This window comes from Microbacterium sp. RURRCA19A (assembly GCF_900156455.1).
GTDB lineage: Bacteria > Actinomycetota > Actinomycetes > Actinomycetales > Microbacteriaceae > Microbacterium.
This window is the reverse complement of the sequence record NZ_FTNQ01000004.1, coordinates 57,853-73,805: the sequence shown is the minus strand read 5'-3', so window position 1 is coordinate 73,805 and position 15,953 is coordinate 57,853. Positions and strand designations below refer to the sequence as shown.

Genomic DNA, 15,953 nt, shown 5'->3' with positions numbered 1-15,953 from the left:
ATGTCAGACGAGCGAGTTGACGTCCAGCGGGATGCCGGGACCGAAGGTGGTCGAAACGGCGCCCTTCTGGATGTAACGACCCTTCGAGCTGGACGGCTTGAGGCGGACGATCTCCTCGAGCGCAGCCTTCAGGTTCTCGTCGAGCTGCTCGGCCGAGAACGAGGCCTTGCCGACGACGAAGTGCACGTTGGCGTGCTTGTCGACGCGGAACTCGATCTTTCCGCCCTTGATCTCCTCGACGGCCTTGGCCGGGTTGGGGGTCACGGTGCCGGTCTTGGGGTTCGGCATGAGGCCGCGGGGTCCGAGGACCTTACCGAGGCGACCGACCTGACCCATGAGCTCGGGGGTGGCGACGGCGGCGTCGAACGAGGTGTACCCGCCGGCGACCTTCTCGATGAGCTCGGCGCCGCCGACCTCGTCGGCACCGGCGGCGAGAGCCGCCTCGGCCGCGGGGCCGTTGGCGAAGACGATGACGCGCGCGGTCTTACCCGTGCCGTGGGGCAGGATGACCGTGCCGCGGACCATCTGGTCGGCCTTACGGGGGTCGACCGAGAGCTTCAGCGCGACCTCGACGGTCGAGTCGAACTTCTTCGAGCCGGTCTCCTTCGCCAGGGCGACGGCCTCGGCGGGGGTGTAGAACGTGTCGGCCGCGATCTTCTCAGCAGCGGCGCGGAATGCCTTGGACTTGGTAGCCATTGTTATCTCCCTCAGTCCTCGACCGTGATGCCCATGGAACGGGCGGTGCCGGCGATGATCTTGGCCGCGGCCTCGATGTCGTTCGCGTTCAGGTCGGGCTGCTTGGTCGTGGCGATCTCGCGAACCTGGTCCTTGGTGAGCTTGCCCACCTTGACCGTGTGGGGCGTGGACGAGCCCTTGGCGAGACCGGCGGCCTTCTTGATGAGCTCGGCGGCGGGGGGCGTCTTCAGGATGAACGTGAAGCTGCGGTCCTCGTAGACGGTGATCTCGACGGGGATGACGTTGCCGCGCTGGGCTTCGGTCGCCGCGTTGTACGCCTTGCAGAACTCCATGATGTTGACGCCGTGCTGACCGAGCGCCGGACCGATGGGCGGCGCGGGGTTGGCCGCGCCCGCCTTGATCTGGAGCTTGATCAGGCCGGTCACCTTTTTCTTGGGTGCCATATCCTTTTCCTCTCTCGAGCGGGCGCCTCGCGGCACCCTCTCTCCCGCACGTCCGGCCGTTCCGGACAGCGGTCGCGCTCGCACAGACGCACGAGCAACCTCCCCATCATACGCGATGTCCCGGCATCCGCGTTCTCCCGCTCCCCGGCCGCGTTCCGCGCCCTGCGTCCGCGCCCTGCGCCCGCGCCCTGCGCCCGCGCCCTTTCCGCGATAAACGGCATCGGCGGCGAGACACGGCACGACGCGCAGTTTCTCGCCGCCGATCGCGTTTATCGGCGGCGAAGAGGCGGATGCCATGCCGTAGTCGAGTTATCCACAGGCCGCGGAACAGGCTCGCCTGCACCTGGCATCCTCGGCCAATGCACGCTCTCACGCTCCGCCCCTCCCCCGCGCCGCTCATCCGGACGGCGGATGCCGAGCGCGCGGGCCGGTACCCGCACAAGGACGGCGACCTCCACCGCGTGCGACCCGGGGTCTACACCCGGCGGGAGGACTGGGACGGCCTCGCCCCCTGGGACAGGTATCTGGCGCGTGTGCACGCGTACGCGTTGATCCGGCCGGACGCGATCTTCTCGCACGAGTCGGCTGCCGCGCTCCTGAGCCTGCCGCTGTTCGGGCATCCCCTCCGCATCCATGTCTTCGACGACCGACGTTCCCGATCTCTCGCCCATGGGGATGTGATCGCCCACACCAGCGCCGACGCACGTCGCTGCACGACCATCGAGGGGCGACGCATCTCCCGTCCCGTGGACGCGGTGGTCGACCTCGCACGCGCGCTGCCGCCCGCGTTCGGCCTGGCGGTCGCCGATGCGGCGTCGCGTCGGCTCGACGTGACACCGGACTGGGTCCGGGAGACGATGTCCGCGCAGCGCTCCATCCGCGGGCGCCGCCGCGTCGAGTGGGTGTGCGAGCACATGACCGCGGACTCCGAGTCCGTCGCGGAGTCCGTGAGCCGAGCGGTCGCCCACTGGCACGGTTTCCCGGAACCGCTGCTGCAGGCGGAGCACCGCGTGGCCGGACGCGTGTACCGGTCCGACTTCTGCTGGCCCGAGTTCCGGGTGCTCGGCGAGGTCGACGGATGGATGAAGTACAGCGACGACGACCCCGCTGACGCGGCCACGACCGTTCGCAACGAGAAGCGCCGCGAGGACGCGCTGCGGCGCGCAGGCTGGCGTATCGCGCGCTGGGATTACGCCGGCGCCCTCCGCGGGGACGGACCCTACGACGCGTTGAGAGCCGCGGGACTCCCGCTCGTCCGTCCGGCCGACACCGCGCAGCTGCTCGGCATCGGCCGCAATCCGCGCTCGGGGTAACCTCCGCGATAAACGGCATCCGCGACGAGAAACGGCACGGCAAGCCGTGTCTCGCCGCGAAGAGCGTTTATCGGCGGTGGGCGGCGACTCGATGCCGCAGCGACGACACGGCCGTGCCGGGCGCCGCCCCGCCGGGCGCCACCGTGCCGCGAAACCGCGAACGCCCCGCACGGCACAGGCCGGGCGGGGCGTTCGCGAACGCGCGGGGCGTCAGAGCATCTTGGTGACCTGGTCGAACGACAGCTCGACCGGGGTCTCGCGCTCGAAGAGCGACACGAGCACCGTGAGCTTGCCGCTCTCGGGCTTGATCTCGCTGATCGTGCCCGGAAGACCCGCGAACGAGCCCTCCTTGATCGTGATGGTCTCGCCGGCCTCGAAGTCGACCTCGGCGGGGATGACGCGCTGGGCGACGGGAGCACCCTTGGCGGCACCGCCCTTGGCCGGTGCGGTCTCCTTCACCTCGACGAGGCTCTTGAGCATGTTGAACGCCTCGTCGAAACGCAGCGGCGTCGGGTTGTGGGCGTTGCCCACGAAGCCCGTGACACCGGGGGTGTGACGCACGACCGACCAGGTGTCTTCGTTCAGATCCATGCGCACGAGGACGTATCCGGGGATGCGGACACGCGTGACCATCTTGCGCTGGCCGTTCTTGATCTCGACGACGTCCTCCATCGGGACCTCGACCTGGTAGATGTCGTCCTCGACCTCGAGCGTCGACTTGCGCTGCTCGATGTTGGCCTTCACCTTGCGCTCGAAGCCCGCGTACGAGTGGATGACGTACCACTTGCCCGGCAGCGAGCGCAACTCGACCCGGAACGCCTCGTAGGGGTCGAGGTCTTCGTCGTCGGCGGAGTCCTCGTCGACCGGAGCCTCGGCGGCGTCGGCGGGAGACAGGGATGCCTCGGCCTCGTCGACCACGCCGGCGGCGGCGGAGACCTCCTCGACGAACTCCTCGTCGAGGACGGGCGCGTCGGGCTCGCCGTTGATGTCGGGACCGTCGTAGGGGGTGACCTCGTCGGCGGCCTCCGCGGCCTCGTCGGCGGCTTCCTCTTCGAGGGAGTCGTTGAGCACCTCGGCGGCGGCCTCGGCCTCGCTGGCCTCGTCGATCTCGAGAGCGTCGTTCACGATGGCGTCGGCCTCCGGGTCGGTGATGTCGATGTCGTCGAGCTCGTCGTCGACGTCGTCGTTCTCGTCATCGACGATGTGGATGGCGGTGTGCTCAGCCGCATCCGAAGCGTGCTCCTGGGATGCCAGGATGTCGCCCTCCTGCGCCTCGTCGTCCTCGCTGGACTGCTCGGCCGTGGGCGCCCAATCGGCGTCGTCGACATATCTTTCAGACACTGGTGATCTCTTCCGTTCTGGGGCGGCCGCTCGTGGGGCCGCGCGTCCGCCGAAGCGCCGGTCAGGCGCCGGCGCCGCCGGGGACGCCGAACACGGCGCTGGTCAGCCACACGAACAGCACGTCGAGGCCGTACACGAGAGCCATCATCACGACGACGAATCCGAGGACCACGGCGGTGAACTTGACGAGTTCCTGCCGCGTCGGGGTGACGACCTTGCGCAGTTCCGCGATGACCTGACGGATGAAAAGAGCGATCCGTGCGAAGAAGTTGAGCTTCTTCTCACGGGGCGCGCCGCGTTCTGCGACGATCTCGCCCTTCGCCTCGTCCTGCGTCATCGAACCACCTAGGTCGCTTCTCGTTGCCAGCGTGCGCTGTGCGCAGGGCGGACAGGAATCGAACCTGCAACCTGCGGTTTTGGAGACCGCTGCTCTGCCAATTGAGCTACCGCCCTAAGACCCGCGGGGGGCCCAGGATGCGAAACCGACACGCTTTCGCCAGGAATCTCTCGGGGAGGGATGCCGCCTGTGCGCGGGGCACGGCGAAAGAATGCAGATTTCTACTGCACGTCCCAGTCTATGCCATGTCCCCCGGCGTGGCGAACCGCGCCGGGGGACGGACACGACTCAGGCCGTGCGGATCAGCTTCTTGTTCACGAACTCGTCCGCCGCGAGGAGCCCCATCTCGCGCGCGGTGCCGCTGCGCTTCACGCCGCCGAACGGCAGTTCGGGCGAGTCGGCGAGCACCATGTTCACGTAGACCATCCCGGCCTCGATCCGCTCGGCGACGCGCTCGGCCTGAGCGGCATCCGTGGTGAAGACGTACGAGCCGAGACCGAATCCGGTGTCGTTCGCGATCGCGACGGCCTCGTCCTCGCCCGAGACGCGGTAGACCGTGGCCACGGGGCCGAAGAACTCCTCGCCGTAGGCGTCCATGTCGCTCGTGACGCCCGTGAGCACCGTGCCGGGGTAGAACGCGCCGTCGCGCGTGCCACCGACCTCCAGGGTCGCGCCCTGGGCGACGGCGCGCTGCACCTGCTCGTCGAGACGTTCCGCCGCGGCGAGCGACGAGAGGGGCCCGAGAACGGTGTCGTCGGCGAACGGGTCGCCGACCTTCGCCTCACCGAGGGCGGCACGGAACTTCGACAGGAACGCGTCGTAGAGGTCGTCGACGACGATGAACCGCTTGGCACCGTTGCAGGACTGACCGTTGTTGTCCAGACGCGCGTCGGCGGCGGCCTGCACGGCGGCATCCAGGTCGTCGGTCGAGAGCAGGATGAACGGGTCGGAACCGCCGAGTTCGAGCGCGACCTTCTTGAGGTTGCGACCGGCGATCTCGGCGACCGCGGCACCGGCACGCTCGGAGCCGGTGACCGAGACGCCCTGCACGCGGCGGTCCGCGATGATCGTGGCGGCCTGGTCGTTGGTCACGCGGATGTTCACGTACGCGCCCTCGGGGAGCCCGGCGTCGCGGTAGATCAGCTGCAGCGCCTCGGCGGACTCGGGGCACTGCGGCGCGTGCTTGAGCAGGATGCTGTTGCCCACCGCGAGGTTCGGGGCGGCGAAGCGGGCGACCTGGTAGTAGGGGAAGTTCCACGGCATGATGCCCAGCAGCGGACCGAGCGCCGATCGGCGGATGACCGCGGTGCCCTCACCGAGGATGTCGATGGGGCTGTCGCCGGTGATCTTGTCGATGTTGTCGGCGTAGTACTCGGTGATGTCCGCGGCGAAGTCGACCTCGCCGAGCGCGGCCTCCAGCGGCTTGCCCATCTCGCGCACGATGATCGCGGCGAGGTCGTCGCGACGCTCACGGTGTAGTTCGGCGACGCGGCGCAGGGCCTCGGCACGCTGGGCCGGAGCGGTCCGCGACCACACGCGGTAACCGTCGTGCGCGGCGGTCAGGGCGGCCTCGACGCCCGCGTCGGACAGGGTGTCGTATTCGGCGAGGGTCTCCCCCGTGGCGGGGTTGACGACGGCGTAGTCACTCATGTGGGCTCCCGTGTTCGGTGTCGTGGTCGAAGGGCTCGTGGTCGAGGTCATCGGGCGAGGCGGCGGCCCCGGCGCGCACTGGCCGGGGCGTCGATCGAGAGCGTCTCGCCACGGAAGAACGCCGGCCGGCGGAAGTACTGCACCACCATGATGACCGCGCCGAGCACGATGATGGTGACGCCGAGGACGAACACCAGTCCGACACCGCCGATCTCGGATCCGCTGCCGTACTCGGGGTTCATGCTGTCGATCAGCGTCGTGACGAAGATCACCGCGAGGATCACCCCGCCCACGAGAGGGAAGAGCAGCGTGAAGAAGACGTTGCGCACCGAGTCGAACCACTGCTTCCGGAAGTACCAGACGCACGCGAAGGCCGTCAGACCGTAGTAGAAGCAGATCATGATGCCGAGGGTGAGGATCGTGTCCGAGAGCACGTTGACGCTCACCACGCGCATCACGGCGTAGAACCCGGCGGCCACGATCGCCGACACGATCGTGGCGTAGCCCGGGGTGAAGAACCGCGGGCTCACCGCGGCGAACTTCGGCGGCAGCGCCCCGTAGTGGCCCATCGCCAGCAGCGTGCGCGCCGGCCCCACGAACGTGGACTGCAGGGAGGATGCCGAGCTGGTGAGCACCGCGAGCGAGACGAACGCCGCGAAGGGCCCCAGGATGGGTCCGGCGAGCGCGAAGAAGGCGTTGTCCTGGATCTCGGGGTTGCCGAGACCGAACTCGCCGTCGCCGATTCCGGCGAACATGATCATCGACACCGCCAGCAGCAGATACAGCGACACGATGGTCACGACCGTGATGGTCGCCGCACGCCCGGGGGTCTTCTCGGGGTCTTTCGTCTCCTCGTTCATGGTGAGGGTGACGTCCCATCCCCAGAAGATGAAGATCGACAGCGAGACCCCCGCGGCGAAGGCGCTGAACGACGACACCGCGAACGGGTTGAACCACGACCAGTCGAAGGGCGTCGCGTCGTAGGCATCCCCCCGTAGGACGTGCGCGACGGCGACGACGGCGAACGCGACGAGCACGATCACCTGGAAGCCCACGAGCACGTACTGCAGCTTCTGCGTCGTCTGCATGTCGCGGTACGACACCACGGTCGCGCCCAGCACGAACAGCAGGCACACCACGATGTTGATCGGGAGATTGGATGCCAGATCGGCGATGCCGGGCTGCCCGGTGAGCTGCGAGATGAGCAGGAAGAGGAAGTCGACGGCGATGCCGGCGAGGTTGGACAGCACGATGACGGTGGCGGCGATGAGCCCCCAGCCGGCCATCCAGCCGATCCACGGGCCGAAGGCGCGGGCCGCCCACGTGAACGAGGTCCCCGAGTCGGGCATGCGGTTGTTGAGCTCGCGGTAGCCGAAGGCGACCAGGAGCATCGGGATGAACCCGACGAGGATGATCGCCGGGACCTGCACGCCGACGGCCCCGACGGTGGGGCCGATCGCGGCGGTGAAGGTGTACGCGGGGGCGATGCAGGAGATGCCGATGACGACGGCGCCGAGCAGTCCGATCGTGCCGGCGCTCAACCCCTTCTTCGACAGGCCGCCGGCGTCGCTGCCGGTGGTGGGTGCGGGGGCGGTCATGGCCGCGATCCTTCCGGGGTGGAGACGTCGGCACGACTGCGTGGCACGACGACGAGGGGGACGGGGAGTTCGTGCAGCATCTTCGCCGCGGTCGACCCCAGGAACAGGCGGCGCGGCTGCGCGAGGCGGCTGCTGCCGACCATGACGAGCTCGGCGGGGTCCCACGGGAGGTCGCGCACGGCCTCCTCGATGCTGTCGCCGTCGGCGACGACGACCTCGGCCGCGACGTCGGAGGGCAGTTCGACACGGGCCTGGGACAGGACCTCCTCCGCGTGCCGCGCACCGGCGATGCGGATCGCTCCGGTCTCGAGCCCGGGCGGCAGGTCGACGGTCACGAGAGACAGCAGACGTAGAGGGACGGATGCCGCGGCCGAGAGCGCGATGCTCTCCTCGCGCAGCACGTCGGCCCCGGGCCGGCTGCCGATCGCGGCCGTGACCCGGCTGATTCCGACCGCCGGGTCGACGCGGCGTGAGCCCTCGGGGGCGAGGACGACGGGCACGTCCGAGGAGTGCAGCAGCTCGGAGGCGACCGTGCCGAGGCGGTGGCGTCCGCGGAGGCCGCCGTTCGCGGCCCCCACGACGATGTACCCGGCACCGATCTCGTCGGCGAAGCCCAGCAGGCCCTCCGCGAACGAGTCGGCGTGCCGGAGGTGCTCGCGGTGGGGCACGGCATCCCGGATCGTGGCGGCCGCCTCGGCGAGCCATCGCTCCGCCTGCTCGGCCACGAGCCGCGCGTAGGCGGCATCCGGGGGCGTGATCACGCTGCGCGCGTCGTCGGGGAGGACCAGGGCCACCTCGAGCGGTGCCCCGATCGCCCGGGCCAACCGGATGCCGAGCGCGAGGGCGTCGGCACCGGTGTCGGTCGCGGTGTATCCCACGACCACCGGGGCGGTCATCCGCGGGCCCGCTCGAGGATCTCGTCCGCGGCGCGGTGACCCTGGCGGATCGCCCCGTCGACGTGCTGGTATCCGGCACCCGCCATGTCGCTGCAGGCGAGGTGGATCGGGCCCACGGGCTCACGCAGGTCGGCGCCGTAACGGTTCAGACCGCCCATGTCGAAGCTCGCCGCGTACGCTCCGCGGGTCCACTCCTCGGTGCCCCAGTCGCTCTCGTAGTAGACGACCGGGTTCTTCGCCTCGGGACCGTAGTAGTGGGACAGCGACTCGAGGATGCGCTCCTTGCGCTCCTCGGCGCTCACACGGAACAGGTCGTCGGCGTTCTGGTCGGAGACGAAGCCGACCAGCGTGCCGCGCTCGTCGCCGTGGTTGGTGTTGTCGTAGGCCTCGTGCGAGAGCTCGTAGGGGCTGAACGCGGTGCCCGAGAGTCCCTGCTCGCGCCAGAACGGACGGTCGTAGACCGCGTGCACCTTGATGACGAAGCCCATCGAGATGTGCTGGTGCATCTGGTGCTGCCGGCGCGGCAGCGGCGGGTCGAAGGAGATGCGCGGGTAGAGCACGGGGGCGAGCGCCAGGATCGCGAAGCGCGCGCGAACGGTGAGGTCGTCGGTGACGACGGTGACGCCCGAGGAGGAGGACTTCGCCGCCTCGACGCGGGCCGTCAGCGCACGCAGGTCGTCCACGCGGCGTCCGGTCACGGAATCGGCGGGGCGCTCGGCGGCCACCGCGTCGGGACCCCAGACGATCCGACGCACCGGCTGGTTCAACAGCACGTCGTCACCGAGCCGCTCGGCGAGGAGCTCGGGCACCTGCTGCAGGCCGCCGACGACGCGCTTGTCGAGGATGAAGTCGGCGTCGACGAGGTGGGAGTACGAGCCGGCGGATGCCGCCATGAGCAGCGACTGCAGCAGCGAGAACGTGTGCGTGGGCTTGGTGAGCATCGCGGATCCCGTGGCGAAGGCGAGGTTGCGGACCGCCTCGTCGTCGTCGGTCTGTTGACGCAGCCACGCATCCCACGAGATCTTGTCCCACTCGGCGGCGTTCGGGTGCTCCCACGGCTTGTCGGGGTCGATCTCGGCGACCATGGCATCCAGGCGCGCGGTGATCTCATCGATGACCTTCTCGGTCGAGGCCGCGACGGGGAACATCTCTCCGGTGAAGCGCCGTGCCACACCGTCGGGACCGACGTAGACGCTGTCGCCCTCGCGGTAGCGGCTGTAGGTCGACAGCCCCAGGTCGGCGACGGTGTCGATGAGCGCCTGCTGGTCGGGCGAGACCCACTGGCCGCCGAGCTCGAGCATGGCCCCGTCGACGACGTCGGTCCAGAGCCGCCCGCCGACGCGGTCGCGTGCCTCGAGCACGACGACCGACAGACCGGCCTTGCGCAGGTCGTTCGCGGCGGTGAGGCCCGCGGCTCCCGCCCCGATGACGACGACGTCACGCGTGATCTCGTCCATGAAATCTTCTCTCTCTGCCTCGTGACCCGGATGATGCGGACGAGGGGGTGGCTCGTTCGGGTCGTATGCCACCCCCTCGGGTCTTGGTGCTCAGTGGCGCGCGAGGACTCCCGCGACCACGTCCAGGCCCTCGTTCAGGAGGTCGTCGCCGATGGACAGGGGCGGGAGGAACCGGATGACGTTGCCGTAGGTACCGCAGGTGAGCACGATGACGCCCTCGGCGATCGCGGCCTTGGCCACGGCCGCGGTGAGGGCGGCGTCGGGCGCGCCGGTGGCGGGGTCGACGAACTCGGCCGCGATCATCGCGCCGTGTCCGCGGACGTCGCCGATGCGCGGGTCGCTCTGCTGCAGCTCGTGCAGACGGCCCTTCAGCACTTCGCCGATCGCCTGCGCCCGCTCGACGAGACCGTCGTTCTCGAACGCGTCGATCGCGGCGAGCGCCGCGGCGCACGCGATCGGGTTGCCGCCGTAGGTGCCGCCGAGGCCGCCGGTGTGGGTGGCATCCATCATCTCCGCGCGACCGGTCACGGCCGCCAGCGGCAGGCCGCCGGCGATGCCCTTCGCGGTGGTGACGAGGTCGGGGACGATCCCGAAGATCTCCGAGGCGAACATCGCACCGGTGCGGGCGAAGCCGGACTGCACCTCGTCGGCGATGAAGACCACACCGTTCGCGCGGCACCAGTCCACGAGCGCCGGGAGGAAGCCCTCGGCGGGGACGATGAAGCCGCCCTCGCCCTGGATGGGCTCGATGATGACGGCGGCGAGGTTCTCGGCCCCCACCTGCTTCTCGATGAGCGAGATCGCCTTCGCGGCCGCCTCGGCACCGGAGAGGCCGTCACGGTAGGGGTACGACAGCGGGGCGCGGTAGACCTCGGCGGCGAACGGTCCGAAGCCGCTCTTGTACGGCATGTTCTTCGCCGTCAGCGCCATCGTGAGGTTCGTGCGCCCGTGGTAGGCGTGGTCGAAGGCGACGACCGCCTGGCGGCCGGTGTGCTTGCGCGCGATCTTGATCGCGTTCTCGACCGCCTCGGCACCGGAGTTGAACAGCGCGCTCTTCTTGGCGTGGTCGCCCGGGGTCAGACGGTTCAGCGCTTCAGCCACCGAGACGTACGACTCGTAGGGCGACACCATGAAGCACGTGTGGGTGAAGGCGGCGACCTGTTCCTGCACGGCGGCGACCACGGCCGGGTGAGAATTGCCGACGCTGGTCACGGCGATGCCGGAGCCGAGGTCGATGAGCGAGTTGCCGTCGGCGTCGACGATCACTCCCCCGCCGGCGGCGACGGCGTGGATGGGAGCGGTGTGGCCGACGCCGGCTGAGACCGCGGCGGCCTTGCGCTCGAGGAGCTCCTGCGAGCGGGGGCCGGGGATGCTCGTGACCAGGCGGCGCTCCTGCGGGAGCGAGGGTCCGCCGACGGGGGGCGCGGTGACGGTGTGCAGTGCGGTCATGTCGCGAGCGTAGGGAAGGGCGCCGAAACCCGACACCCTCCGTGATGTACATTCTGGATACCCGGCTGTACGACCAGTACAGCGGATTCCGCGGGAGCCCCATGGACGCCACCGACATCCCCACTCTCGGCGCACTGCTGCGTCGCCCGGATCTGCACCTGCGCCTGGAGAACGGCGAACCGGCGGTGCTCGAGCGCCCGGTGCGCTGGGTGCACAGCAGCGACCTCGCCGACCCGACGCCGTTCCTGTCCGACGGTCAGGTCCTGCTCACGACGGGGACCCAGTTCCAGGGCCGCCACGCCACGTCGGCCGCCGAGTATGTGCAGAGGCTGACCGCGAGGGGCGTCGCGGGCCTCGGATTCGGCACGGAGGTCGTGCGCGACGGCATCCCTCCCGAACTCGCCGCCGCCTGCCGCGACGCGGGCCTGCCCCTGTTCGAGGTCCCGTACCGCACCCCGTTCATCGCGGTCGCCCGCGCCAACGCGGAGGCCATCGCCGCCGAGGCCTTCGCCCGGCGCACCTGGGCGCTCTCGGCGCAACGGTCGATCGCGCTCGCGGCCCTCCGCCCCGACGGACTCGGCGCCACCCTCGCCGAACTGGCGCGACAGCTGGGCACCTGGGTCGGCTTGTACGACGCGGCGGGAGAGCTCATGCGCGAGCATCCCGCCGATGACCTGGATGCCGAGACCGCCGGGGCGCTCGGGAACGAGGTGGCCGCGGTCCTCCGCCGGGGCGCCCGGGCGGCATCGGCGCTGCGGATCGCGGGACGGCCGTTCACGCTGCAGACCCTGGGCCGGGGAGGGCATCTCCGGGGAGTCATCGCGATCGCCGCCGGCGAGCTCGACCAAGAGGGGCGCGGAGTGGTCACGGCGGTCATCGCCATGGCCGGACTCGCGTTCGAGCAGCACCAGGGCCTCGGCCGTGCTCGCGGTGCGCTGCGCGCCGGTCTCGTGCAATCGCTGCTCACGGACGACCCGACCCTCGCGCGCCGCATCGCGCGCGACGCGTGGGGGCCGCTCCCGACCGCCCCCATCGTCGTCGCCCTCACCGACGCGGCCGCCGCCCGCAACAGCGGGTTGGCGGAACTCCTCGAGCTGCGCGCGGACGAACGCCGCGGCGCGGTGTTCTTCGGCCGGGCGGACGACGGCGTCGTCATCGTCGTCCCGGCCGATGAGCGGCAGGCGATCGACGAGGCGGCCGAACGGTTCGGGGCACGGATCGGGGTGTCCGATCCCGGCGGCTACGACCGCTTCGCAGCGGCGGTGGAGCAGGCGCGGGTCGCACGCGACCGCGGGCGCGATGCCGTGACCACGTTCCGCGAGGTCGCGGCATCGGGCGTGCTGTCCGCCCTCGGGCCCGAAGCACCGAGCCTCGCCGCCGCCGAACTCGCGCCGCTGACCGCGCACGACGACGCCGAGGGATCACGCCTCGTCGAGACGCTCCGGGCCTGGCTCGACCACGACTGTTCGCACGAGGTCACCGCTCAGGCTCTCGGAGTCCACCGGCACACCGTCCGCACGCGCCTCGCCCTCGCCGAGCGTCTGCTCGAGCGCGACCTCGGCTCCTTCGCCACCCGCGCCGAACTGTGGGCGGCGCTGCGGGTCCAGCAGGCCTGAGTTCCGGCATCCCGCTCCTCTCCGACACGCGCCGTCCCGCGGAGTCCGTGTCCGCCACGCCGCCGCACCGCCACCGCCACCGGCGTGTCACCGACGAAGTCCGCTCGAGGGCACGAGCCGGGGCGGATGCCACGGTGCCGGGGGTCAGCCCGGGCAGCCGCAACTGCGGCGCACCACGAGTCGCGGCTCGAACACCACGTCGAAGGGACGGTCGGCGGGGCCCGCGACCCCGGCGAGGATGCGCGCCGCCGCGCGGCCCATCGCCTCCATCGGCTGCCGGACGGTCGTCAGCGGCGGGGAGCTGAGGCGGGCGGCGAGCGTGCCGTCGAAGCCGGTCACCACGACGTCGTCGGGCACTCGCAGTCCCTCCGCGGCGAGCGCGTCGAGCACCGCGAACGCGTGCTGGTCCGTCGCGCACACGAGGGCCTGCGGCATCCGCCCGTCGGCGAGGAGCGCGCGCAGCTGGGGCACGAGTTCGTCCTCGCCGCGAACGGTGGCATCCACCACCTGCGGGCGCAACGACATCCCGCGGTCGGCGAGGGCGTCCTGCAGCCCGGTCAGACGCTCGGCGGTGTCGGAGGCCTCGGGACGCCCGACGAAGGCGATGTCGCGGATGCCGTGCTCCCGGACGAGATGGTCGGCGAGGGCGCGCATCCCCCCGGCGTTGTCGACGCGCACCCGGTGGTGGTGATCGTCGCCGGGGGCGGCGCTGAACAGCACGATGGGGATGGTCGGGGCGTACCGGGCCAGCGCGGGGGCCGTCTGCGGCGAGGGGAAGATCGCCAGCCCGTCGACGCGGCCGGCGGTGTCGGCGACCGAGACGTCGGTGCCGGCGCCGCTGCTGAGCATCACGGGGCGTCCCAGGGCCCAGCACTCCAGCTCGAATCCGCGCTGCACCTCGTCGACGTACAGCGGGAAGGCCCGAGGATCCGACAGCACGTCGTCGTCGGTCTGCGCCCACGGGATCACGCCGTCGGCGTCGAGCCGCGGCGTGGCGAGCCCTGTCAGCGACGGCGTCTGCGTGAGCGGGTCGGCCCGCTCCAGCAGCAGGTCGAACGCGTGCAGTCCGAGCGTGCCGGTTCGGCCGTGCGCGAGGCCGCGCGCGGCCGCGCTGGGCGCGTAGCCCAGCCGCCGCGCGGCCTCGAGCACGCGCTCGCGCGTGGCATCGCTGAGCTTGTCGGGACGTCGGAACGCGAACGACACCGACGCGATCGACACCCGGGCCTCCTGGGCCACGTCGTACACGGTCGGTCGACGCGTCGCGTCCGTCTCGCTCATCGGTGCACGTACCCCCTGCTCGGCTCCGGCGCGTCCTCCACACCCGCGAGCTCCAGCCCGAAGTGCACGGGGAAGACGGGGTCGCCGGTGTCCGACGGTACATCCTCGCGCGACGCGCGAACGGCATCCATCGAGCGGGGGATCTCGATCGGCAGGCGGCCCCGCGGCGCCACGCGCCCGGTGAGGGCGTCCAGGACGGCGCGCGCCGAGCTGCCGTAGTCGACGACGATCGCGGACGCGTGCCCCACGAACGGCGTGAGGATCGCCGGTCGATCGAGGTTCACGACCAGCACGAGCGGGCAGGATGCCGCGATCTTCTGCAGTCGGTACACCAGGCCGGGCGCGAACTCGAGGGAGCCCTGGTGGAACCACGCCTCCAGGAAGAGGTCGTCGCGCGGGTCGAACGGCGCACCGATGCGCACCACGGCGAGATCGGCGTCCGCCGGATCGGCGACGACCGTGCCGAGCTCGTCCACGTCGCCGGCGCGGAAACCCTCGACGTACACGGCGCTGACGGGGCGGAGCGGCAGCGTCGCCCCCTCGTTCACCAGCACCGTGAGCGAACGTGCCTGCGCTCGCTCCCCCGCCGCCCGGAACTCGGCGTTGCCGACGATCCGCTCGGCCTCGTCGACATCGACGTACGGGTCGTCGAACAGGCCCAGCTCGAACTTCACCCGCAGAAGGCGCCGAGCCGAGGCGTCGATGCGCTCCTCGGACACCCGGCCCGCGCGGACGAGGTCCAGCAGCATCTCGACGCACTCCTCGCCGCCGAACTGGTCGGCGCCGGCATCCAGGATCTTCTCCATGCGCTCGCTCGCGGTGAGATGCTCCACGCCCCACGCGCGCGCGGGCAGCACCTGATCGCCGACATGGTTGTCGTTGACGAGCTCCCAGTCGGTGACGACGACGCCGTCGTAGCCCAGCTCCTCGCGCAACAGGCCCGTGACGATCTGCTTGTTGTACCCGAAGCCGACCTCCTCGACGGCACGCCCGTCGAGCTCGAGCCCCACGGGCATGCCGTAGTACGGCATCATGCCCGCGGTACCGCGGCGGATCGCCTCGCGGAACGGTTCGAGGTGGTAGTCGAACATCCCGCCCGGGTACACCTGCTCGCGGCCGTAGGGGAAGTGCGCGTCCTCACCGTCCTGCTGCGGTCCCCCGCCCGGGAAGTGCTTCGTCGTGCACGCGACACTGTCCGGGCCGAGCTGCTCGCCCTGGAACCCGCGGAGGTACGCCGCCGTGAACTCCGCGACGCGCGCGGCATCCTGCCCCAGGGTCTGCGCCTGACGGCCCCACCGCGGCTCGGTGGCGAGGTCGATCTGCGGGTGCAGGGCCGCGCGGATCCCGACCGCGACGTACTCGCGCCGCGCGACCTCTGCGAACTCGCGCACCGTCTCGACGTCGTCGAGGGCCGCGAGTCCGAGACCTTCCGGCCACTGCGAGAACGGTCCCGCCGCGAACCCCACTCCCGTGTTCTCGACGAACGCGTGGCGCGGATCCGTGCTGATCGTGACCGGGATGCCGTGCGGCGTCGTCTCGGCGAGGGCCTGGAGATTGTTGTTCCAGGTCGCCGCCTGCCGGGCCGTGCGGATCGCGTGCACATTGAAGTGCGTCATGTTCTTGTGCACGACGACCGTGGTTGTCGGGGACTTCGAGATCTTTCCCGGCGTCTCGAGCAGTTCGCCGTCCTCGCCGACCTCGATCACGGTCTGGAACATCAGACCGACCTTCTCCTCGAGGCTGAGGCGCCCGAGCAGATCATCGGTGCGCTCGTCCACGCTGCGGCGCGGATCTTCGTACGGGTCCATCGCGCCGTTGCCGTTGAGGTCGCGGAAACGCGTCCCGTCCGGGGCGGTGAGGAAGCGGGCGGAGGTCATGG

At 70.7% G+C, this 15,953-nt stretch carries 13 protein-coding genes and 1 tRNA gene; 2 read left to right on the top strand and 12 right to left on the bottom strand.

Annotated elements, in window-relative coordinates:
- Positions 1-3: 3 nt before the first annotated feature.
- Positions 4-696, bottom strand: coding sequence for a 50S ribosomal protein L1 (gene rplA / locus BW982_RS14645; protein ID WP_076494493.1), 693 nt, complete (start codon positions 694-696; stop codon positions 4-6).
- Between the two features lie 11 nt (positions 697-707).
- Entirely contained in the window at positions 708-1,139 is a 432-nt protein-coding gene (gene rplK, locus BW982_RS14640) for a 50S ribosomal protein L11 (protein WP_076494491.1), read from the bottom strand.
- Positions 1,140-1,498: 359 nt separating this feature from the next.
- On the opposite strand from rplK, the gene BW982_RS14635 reads away from it, so the two are divergent.
- Positions 1,499-2,452: a hypothetical protein gene (locus BW982_RS14635; RefSeq protein ID WP_076494489.1), complete on the top strand. Its 954-nt coding sequence runs from the start codon at positions 1,499-1,501 to the stop codon at positions 2,450-2,452.
- A 210-nt stretch (positions 2,453-2,662) separates the two neighbouring features.
- Here the strand turns inward: BW982_RS14635 and nusG are convergent, their stop codons facing one another.
- The 8 genes from nusG to gabT all read right to left on the bottom strand — a co-directional run bounded on the left by nusG (position 2,663) and on the right by gabT (position 11,180).
- The gene (nusG, locus tag BW982_RS14630; protein ID WP_076494487.1) at positions 2,663-3,793 is read right to left on the bottom strand and encodes a transcription termination/antitermination protein NusG; all 1,131 of its coding nucleotides are present in this window, start codon (positions 3,791-3,793) and stop codon (positions 2,663-2,665) included.
- 61 nt (positions 3,794-3,854) lie between these two features.
- Positions 3,855-4,130 (bottom strand): preprotein translocase subunit SecE, encoded by a 276-nt coding sequence (secE, locus tag BW982_RS14625; protein ID WP_076494485.1) that lies wholly within the window; start codon positions 4,128-4,130, stop codon positions 3,855-3,857.
- Positions 4,131-4,173: 43 nt separating this feature from the next.
- Positions 4,174-4,246: transfer RNA gene (locus tag BW982_RS14620), tRNA-Trp, on the bottom strand.
- A gap of 172 nt (positions 4,247-4,418) precedes the next feature.
- Positions 4,419-5,780 carry an NAD-dependent succinate-semialdehyde dehydrogenase gene (locus BW982_RS14615; protein WP_076494484.1) on the bottom strand — a complete coding sequence of 454 codons (1,362 nt, stop codon included), beginning with the start codon at positions 5,778-5,780 and terminating at the stop codon, positions 4,419-4,421.
- Between the two features lie 47 nt (positions 5,781-5,827).
- The gene (locus BW982_RS14610; RefSeq protein ID WP_076494482.1) at positions 5,828-7,378 is read right to left on the bottom strand and encodes an APC family permease; all 1,551 of its coding nucleotides are present in this window, start codon (positions 7,376-7,378) and stop codon (positions 5,828-5,830) included.
- The gene (locus BW982_RS14605; protein WP_076494480.1) at positions 7,375-8,274 is read right to left on the bottom strand and encodes a universal stress protein; all 900 of its coding nucleotides are present in this window, start codon (positions 8,272-8,274) and stop codon (positions 7,375-7,377) included. The genes BW982_RS14610 and BW982_RS14605 overlap by 4 nt, the downstream gene beginning before the upstream one ends.
- The gene (locus BW982_RS14600; RefSeq protein WP_076494477.1) at positions 8,271-9,731 is read right to left on the bottom strand and encodes a flavin monoamine oxidase family protein; all 1,461 of its coding nucleotides are present in this window, start codon (positions 9,729-9,731) and stop codon (positions 8,271-8,273) included. The genes BW982_RS14605 and BW982_RS14600 overlap by 4 nt, the downstream gene beginning before the upstream one ends.
- 90 nt (positions 9,732-9,821) lie before the next feature.
- Positions 9,822-11,180: a 4-aminobutyrate--2-oxoglutarate transaminase gene (gabT, locus tag BW982_RS14595; protein ID WP_076494798.1), complete on the bottom strand. Its 1,359-nt coding sequence runs from the start codon at positions 11,178-11,180 to the stop codon at positions 9,822-9,824.
- A 44-nt stretch (positions 11,181-11,224) separates the two neighbouring features.
- On the opposite strand from gabT, the gene BW982_RS14590 reads away from it, so the two are divergent.
- Positions 11,225-12,796 (top strand): PucR family transcriptional regulator, encoded by a 1,572-nt coding sequence (locus BW982_RS14590; RefSeq protein ID WP_368483032.1) that lies wholly within the window; start codon positions 11,225-11,227, stop codon positions 12,794-12,796.
- 144 nt (positions 12,797-12,940) lie between these two features.
- Here BW982_RS14590 and BW982_RS14585 read toward each other — a convergent pair whose 3' ends face one another.
- Positions 12,941-14,074, bottom strand: a complete 1,134-nt coding sequence (locus tag BW982_RS14585; RefSeq protein ID WP_076494473.1) for a LacI family DNA-binding transcriptional regulator — start codon at positions 14,072-14,074, stop codon at positions 12,941-12,943.
- Complete coding sequence (locus tag BW982_RS14580; RefSeq protein ID WP_076494471.1) at positions 14,071-15,951, bottom strand: glycoside hydrolase family 3 protein; 1,881 nt, start codon at positions 15,949-15,951, stop codon at positions 14,071-14,073. The genes BW982_RS14585 and BW982_RS14580 overlap by 4 nt, the downstream gene beginning before the upstream one ends.
- Positions 15,952-15,953 lie beyond the last annotated feature (2 nt).

What these genes read in the sequence shown, in the direction of transcription:
- rplK (WP_076494491.1), bottom strand. Translation starts at nt 1,139, where the DNA reads ATGGCACCCAAGAAAAAGGTGACCGGCCTGATCAAGCTCCAGATCAAG.
- secE (WP_076494485.1), bottom strand. Translation starts at nt 4,130, where the DNA reads ATGACGCAGGACGAGGCGAAGGGCGAGATCGTCGCAGAACGCGGCGCG.
- BW982_RS14590 (WP_368483032.1), top strand. Translation starts at nt 11,225, where the DNA reads ATGTACATTCTGGATACCCGGCTGTACGACCAGTACAGCGGATTCCGC.
- BW982_RS14600 (WP_076494477.1), bottom strand. Translation starts at nt 9,731, where the DNA reads ATGGACGAGATCACGCGTGACGTCGTCGTCATCGGGGCGGGAGCCGCG.
- BW982_RS14585 (WP_076494473.1), bottom strand. Translation starts at nt 14,074, where the DNA reads ATGAGCGAGACGGACGCGACGCGTCGACCGACCGTGTACGACGTGGCC.
- gabT (WP_076494798.1), bottom strand. Translation starts at nt 11,180, where the DNA reads ATGACCGCACTGCACACCGTCACCGCGCCCCCCGTCGGCGGACCCTCG.
- BW982_RS14580 (WP_076494471.1), bottom strand. Translation starts at nt 15,951, where the DNA reads ATGACCTCCGCCCGCTTCCTCACCGCCCCGGACGGGACGCGTTTCCGC.
- BW982_RS14605 (WP_076494480.1), bottom strand. Translation starts at nt 8,274, where the DNA reads ATGACCGCCCCGGTGGTCGTGGGATACACCGCGACCGACACCGGTGCC.
- BW982_RS14610 (WP_076494482.1), bottom strand. Translation starts at nt 7,378, where the DNA reads ATGACCGCCCCCGCACCCACCACCGGCAGCGACGCCGGCGGCCTGTCG.
- rplA (WP_076494493.1), bottom strand. Translation starts at nt 696, where the DNA reads ATGGCTACCAAGTCCAAGGCATTCCGCGCCGCTGCTGAGAAGATCGCG.
- BW982_RS14635 (WP_076494489.1), top strand. Translation starts at nt 1,499, where the DNA reads ATGCACGCTCTCACGCTCCGCCCCTCCCCCGCGCCGCTCATCCGGACG.
- BW982_RS14615 (WP_076494484.1), bottom strand. Translation starts at nt 5,780, where the DNA reads ATGAGTGACTACGCCGTCGTCAACCCCGCCACGGGGGAGACCCTCGCC.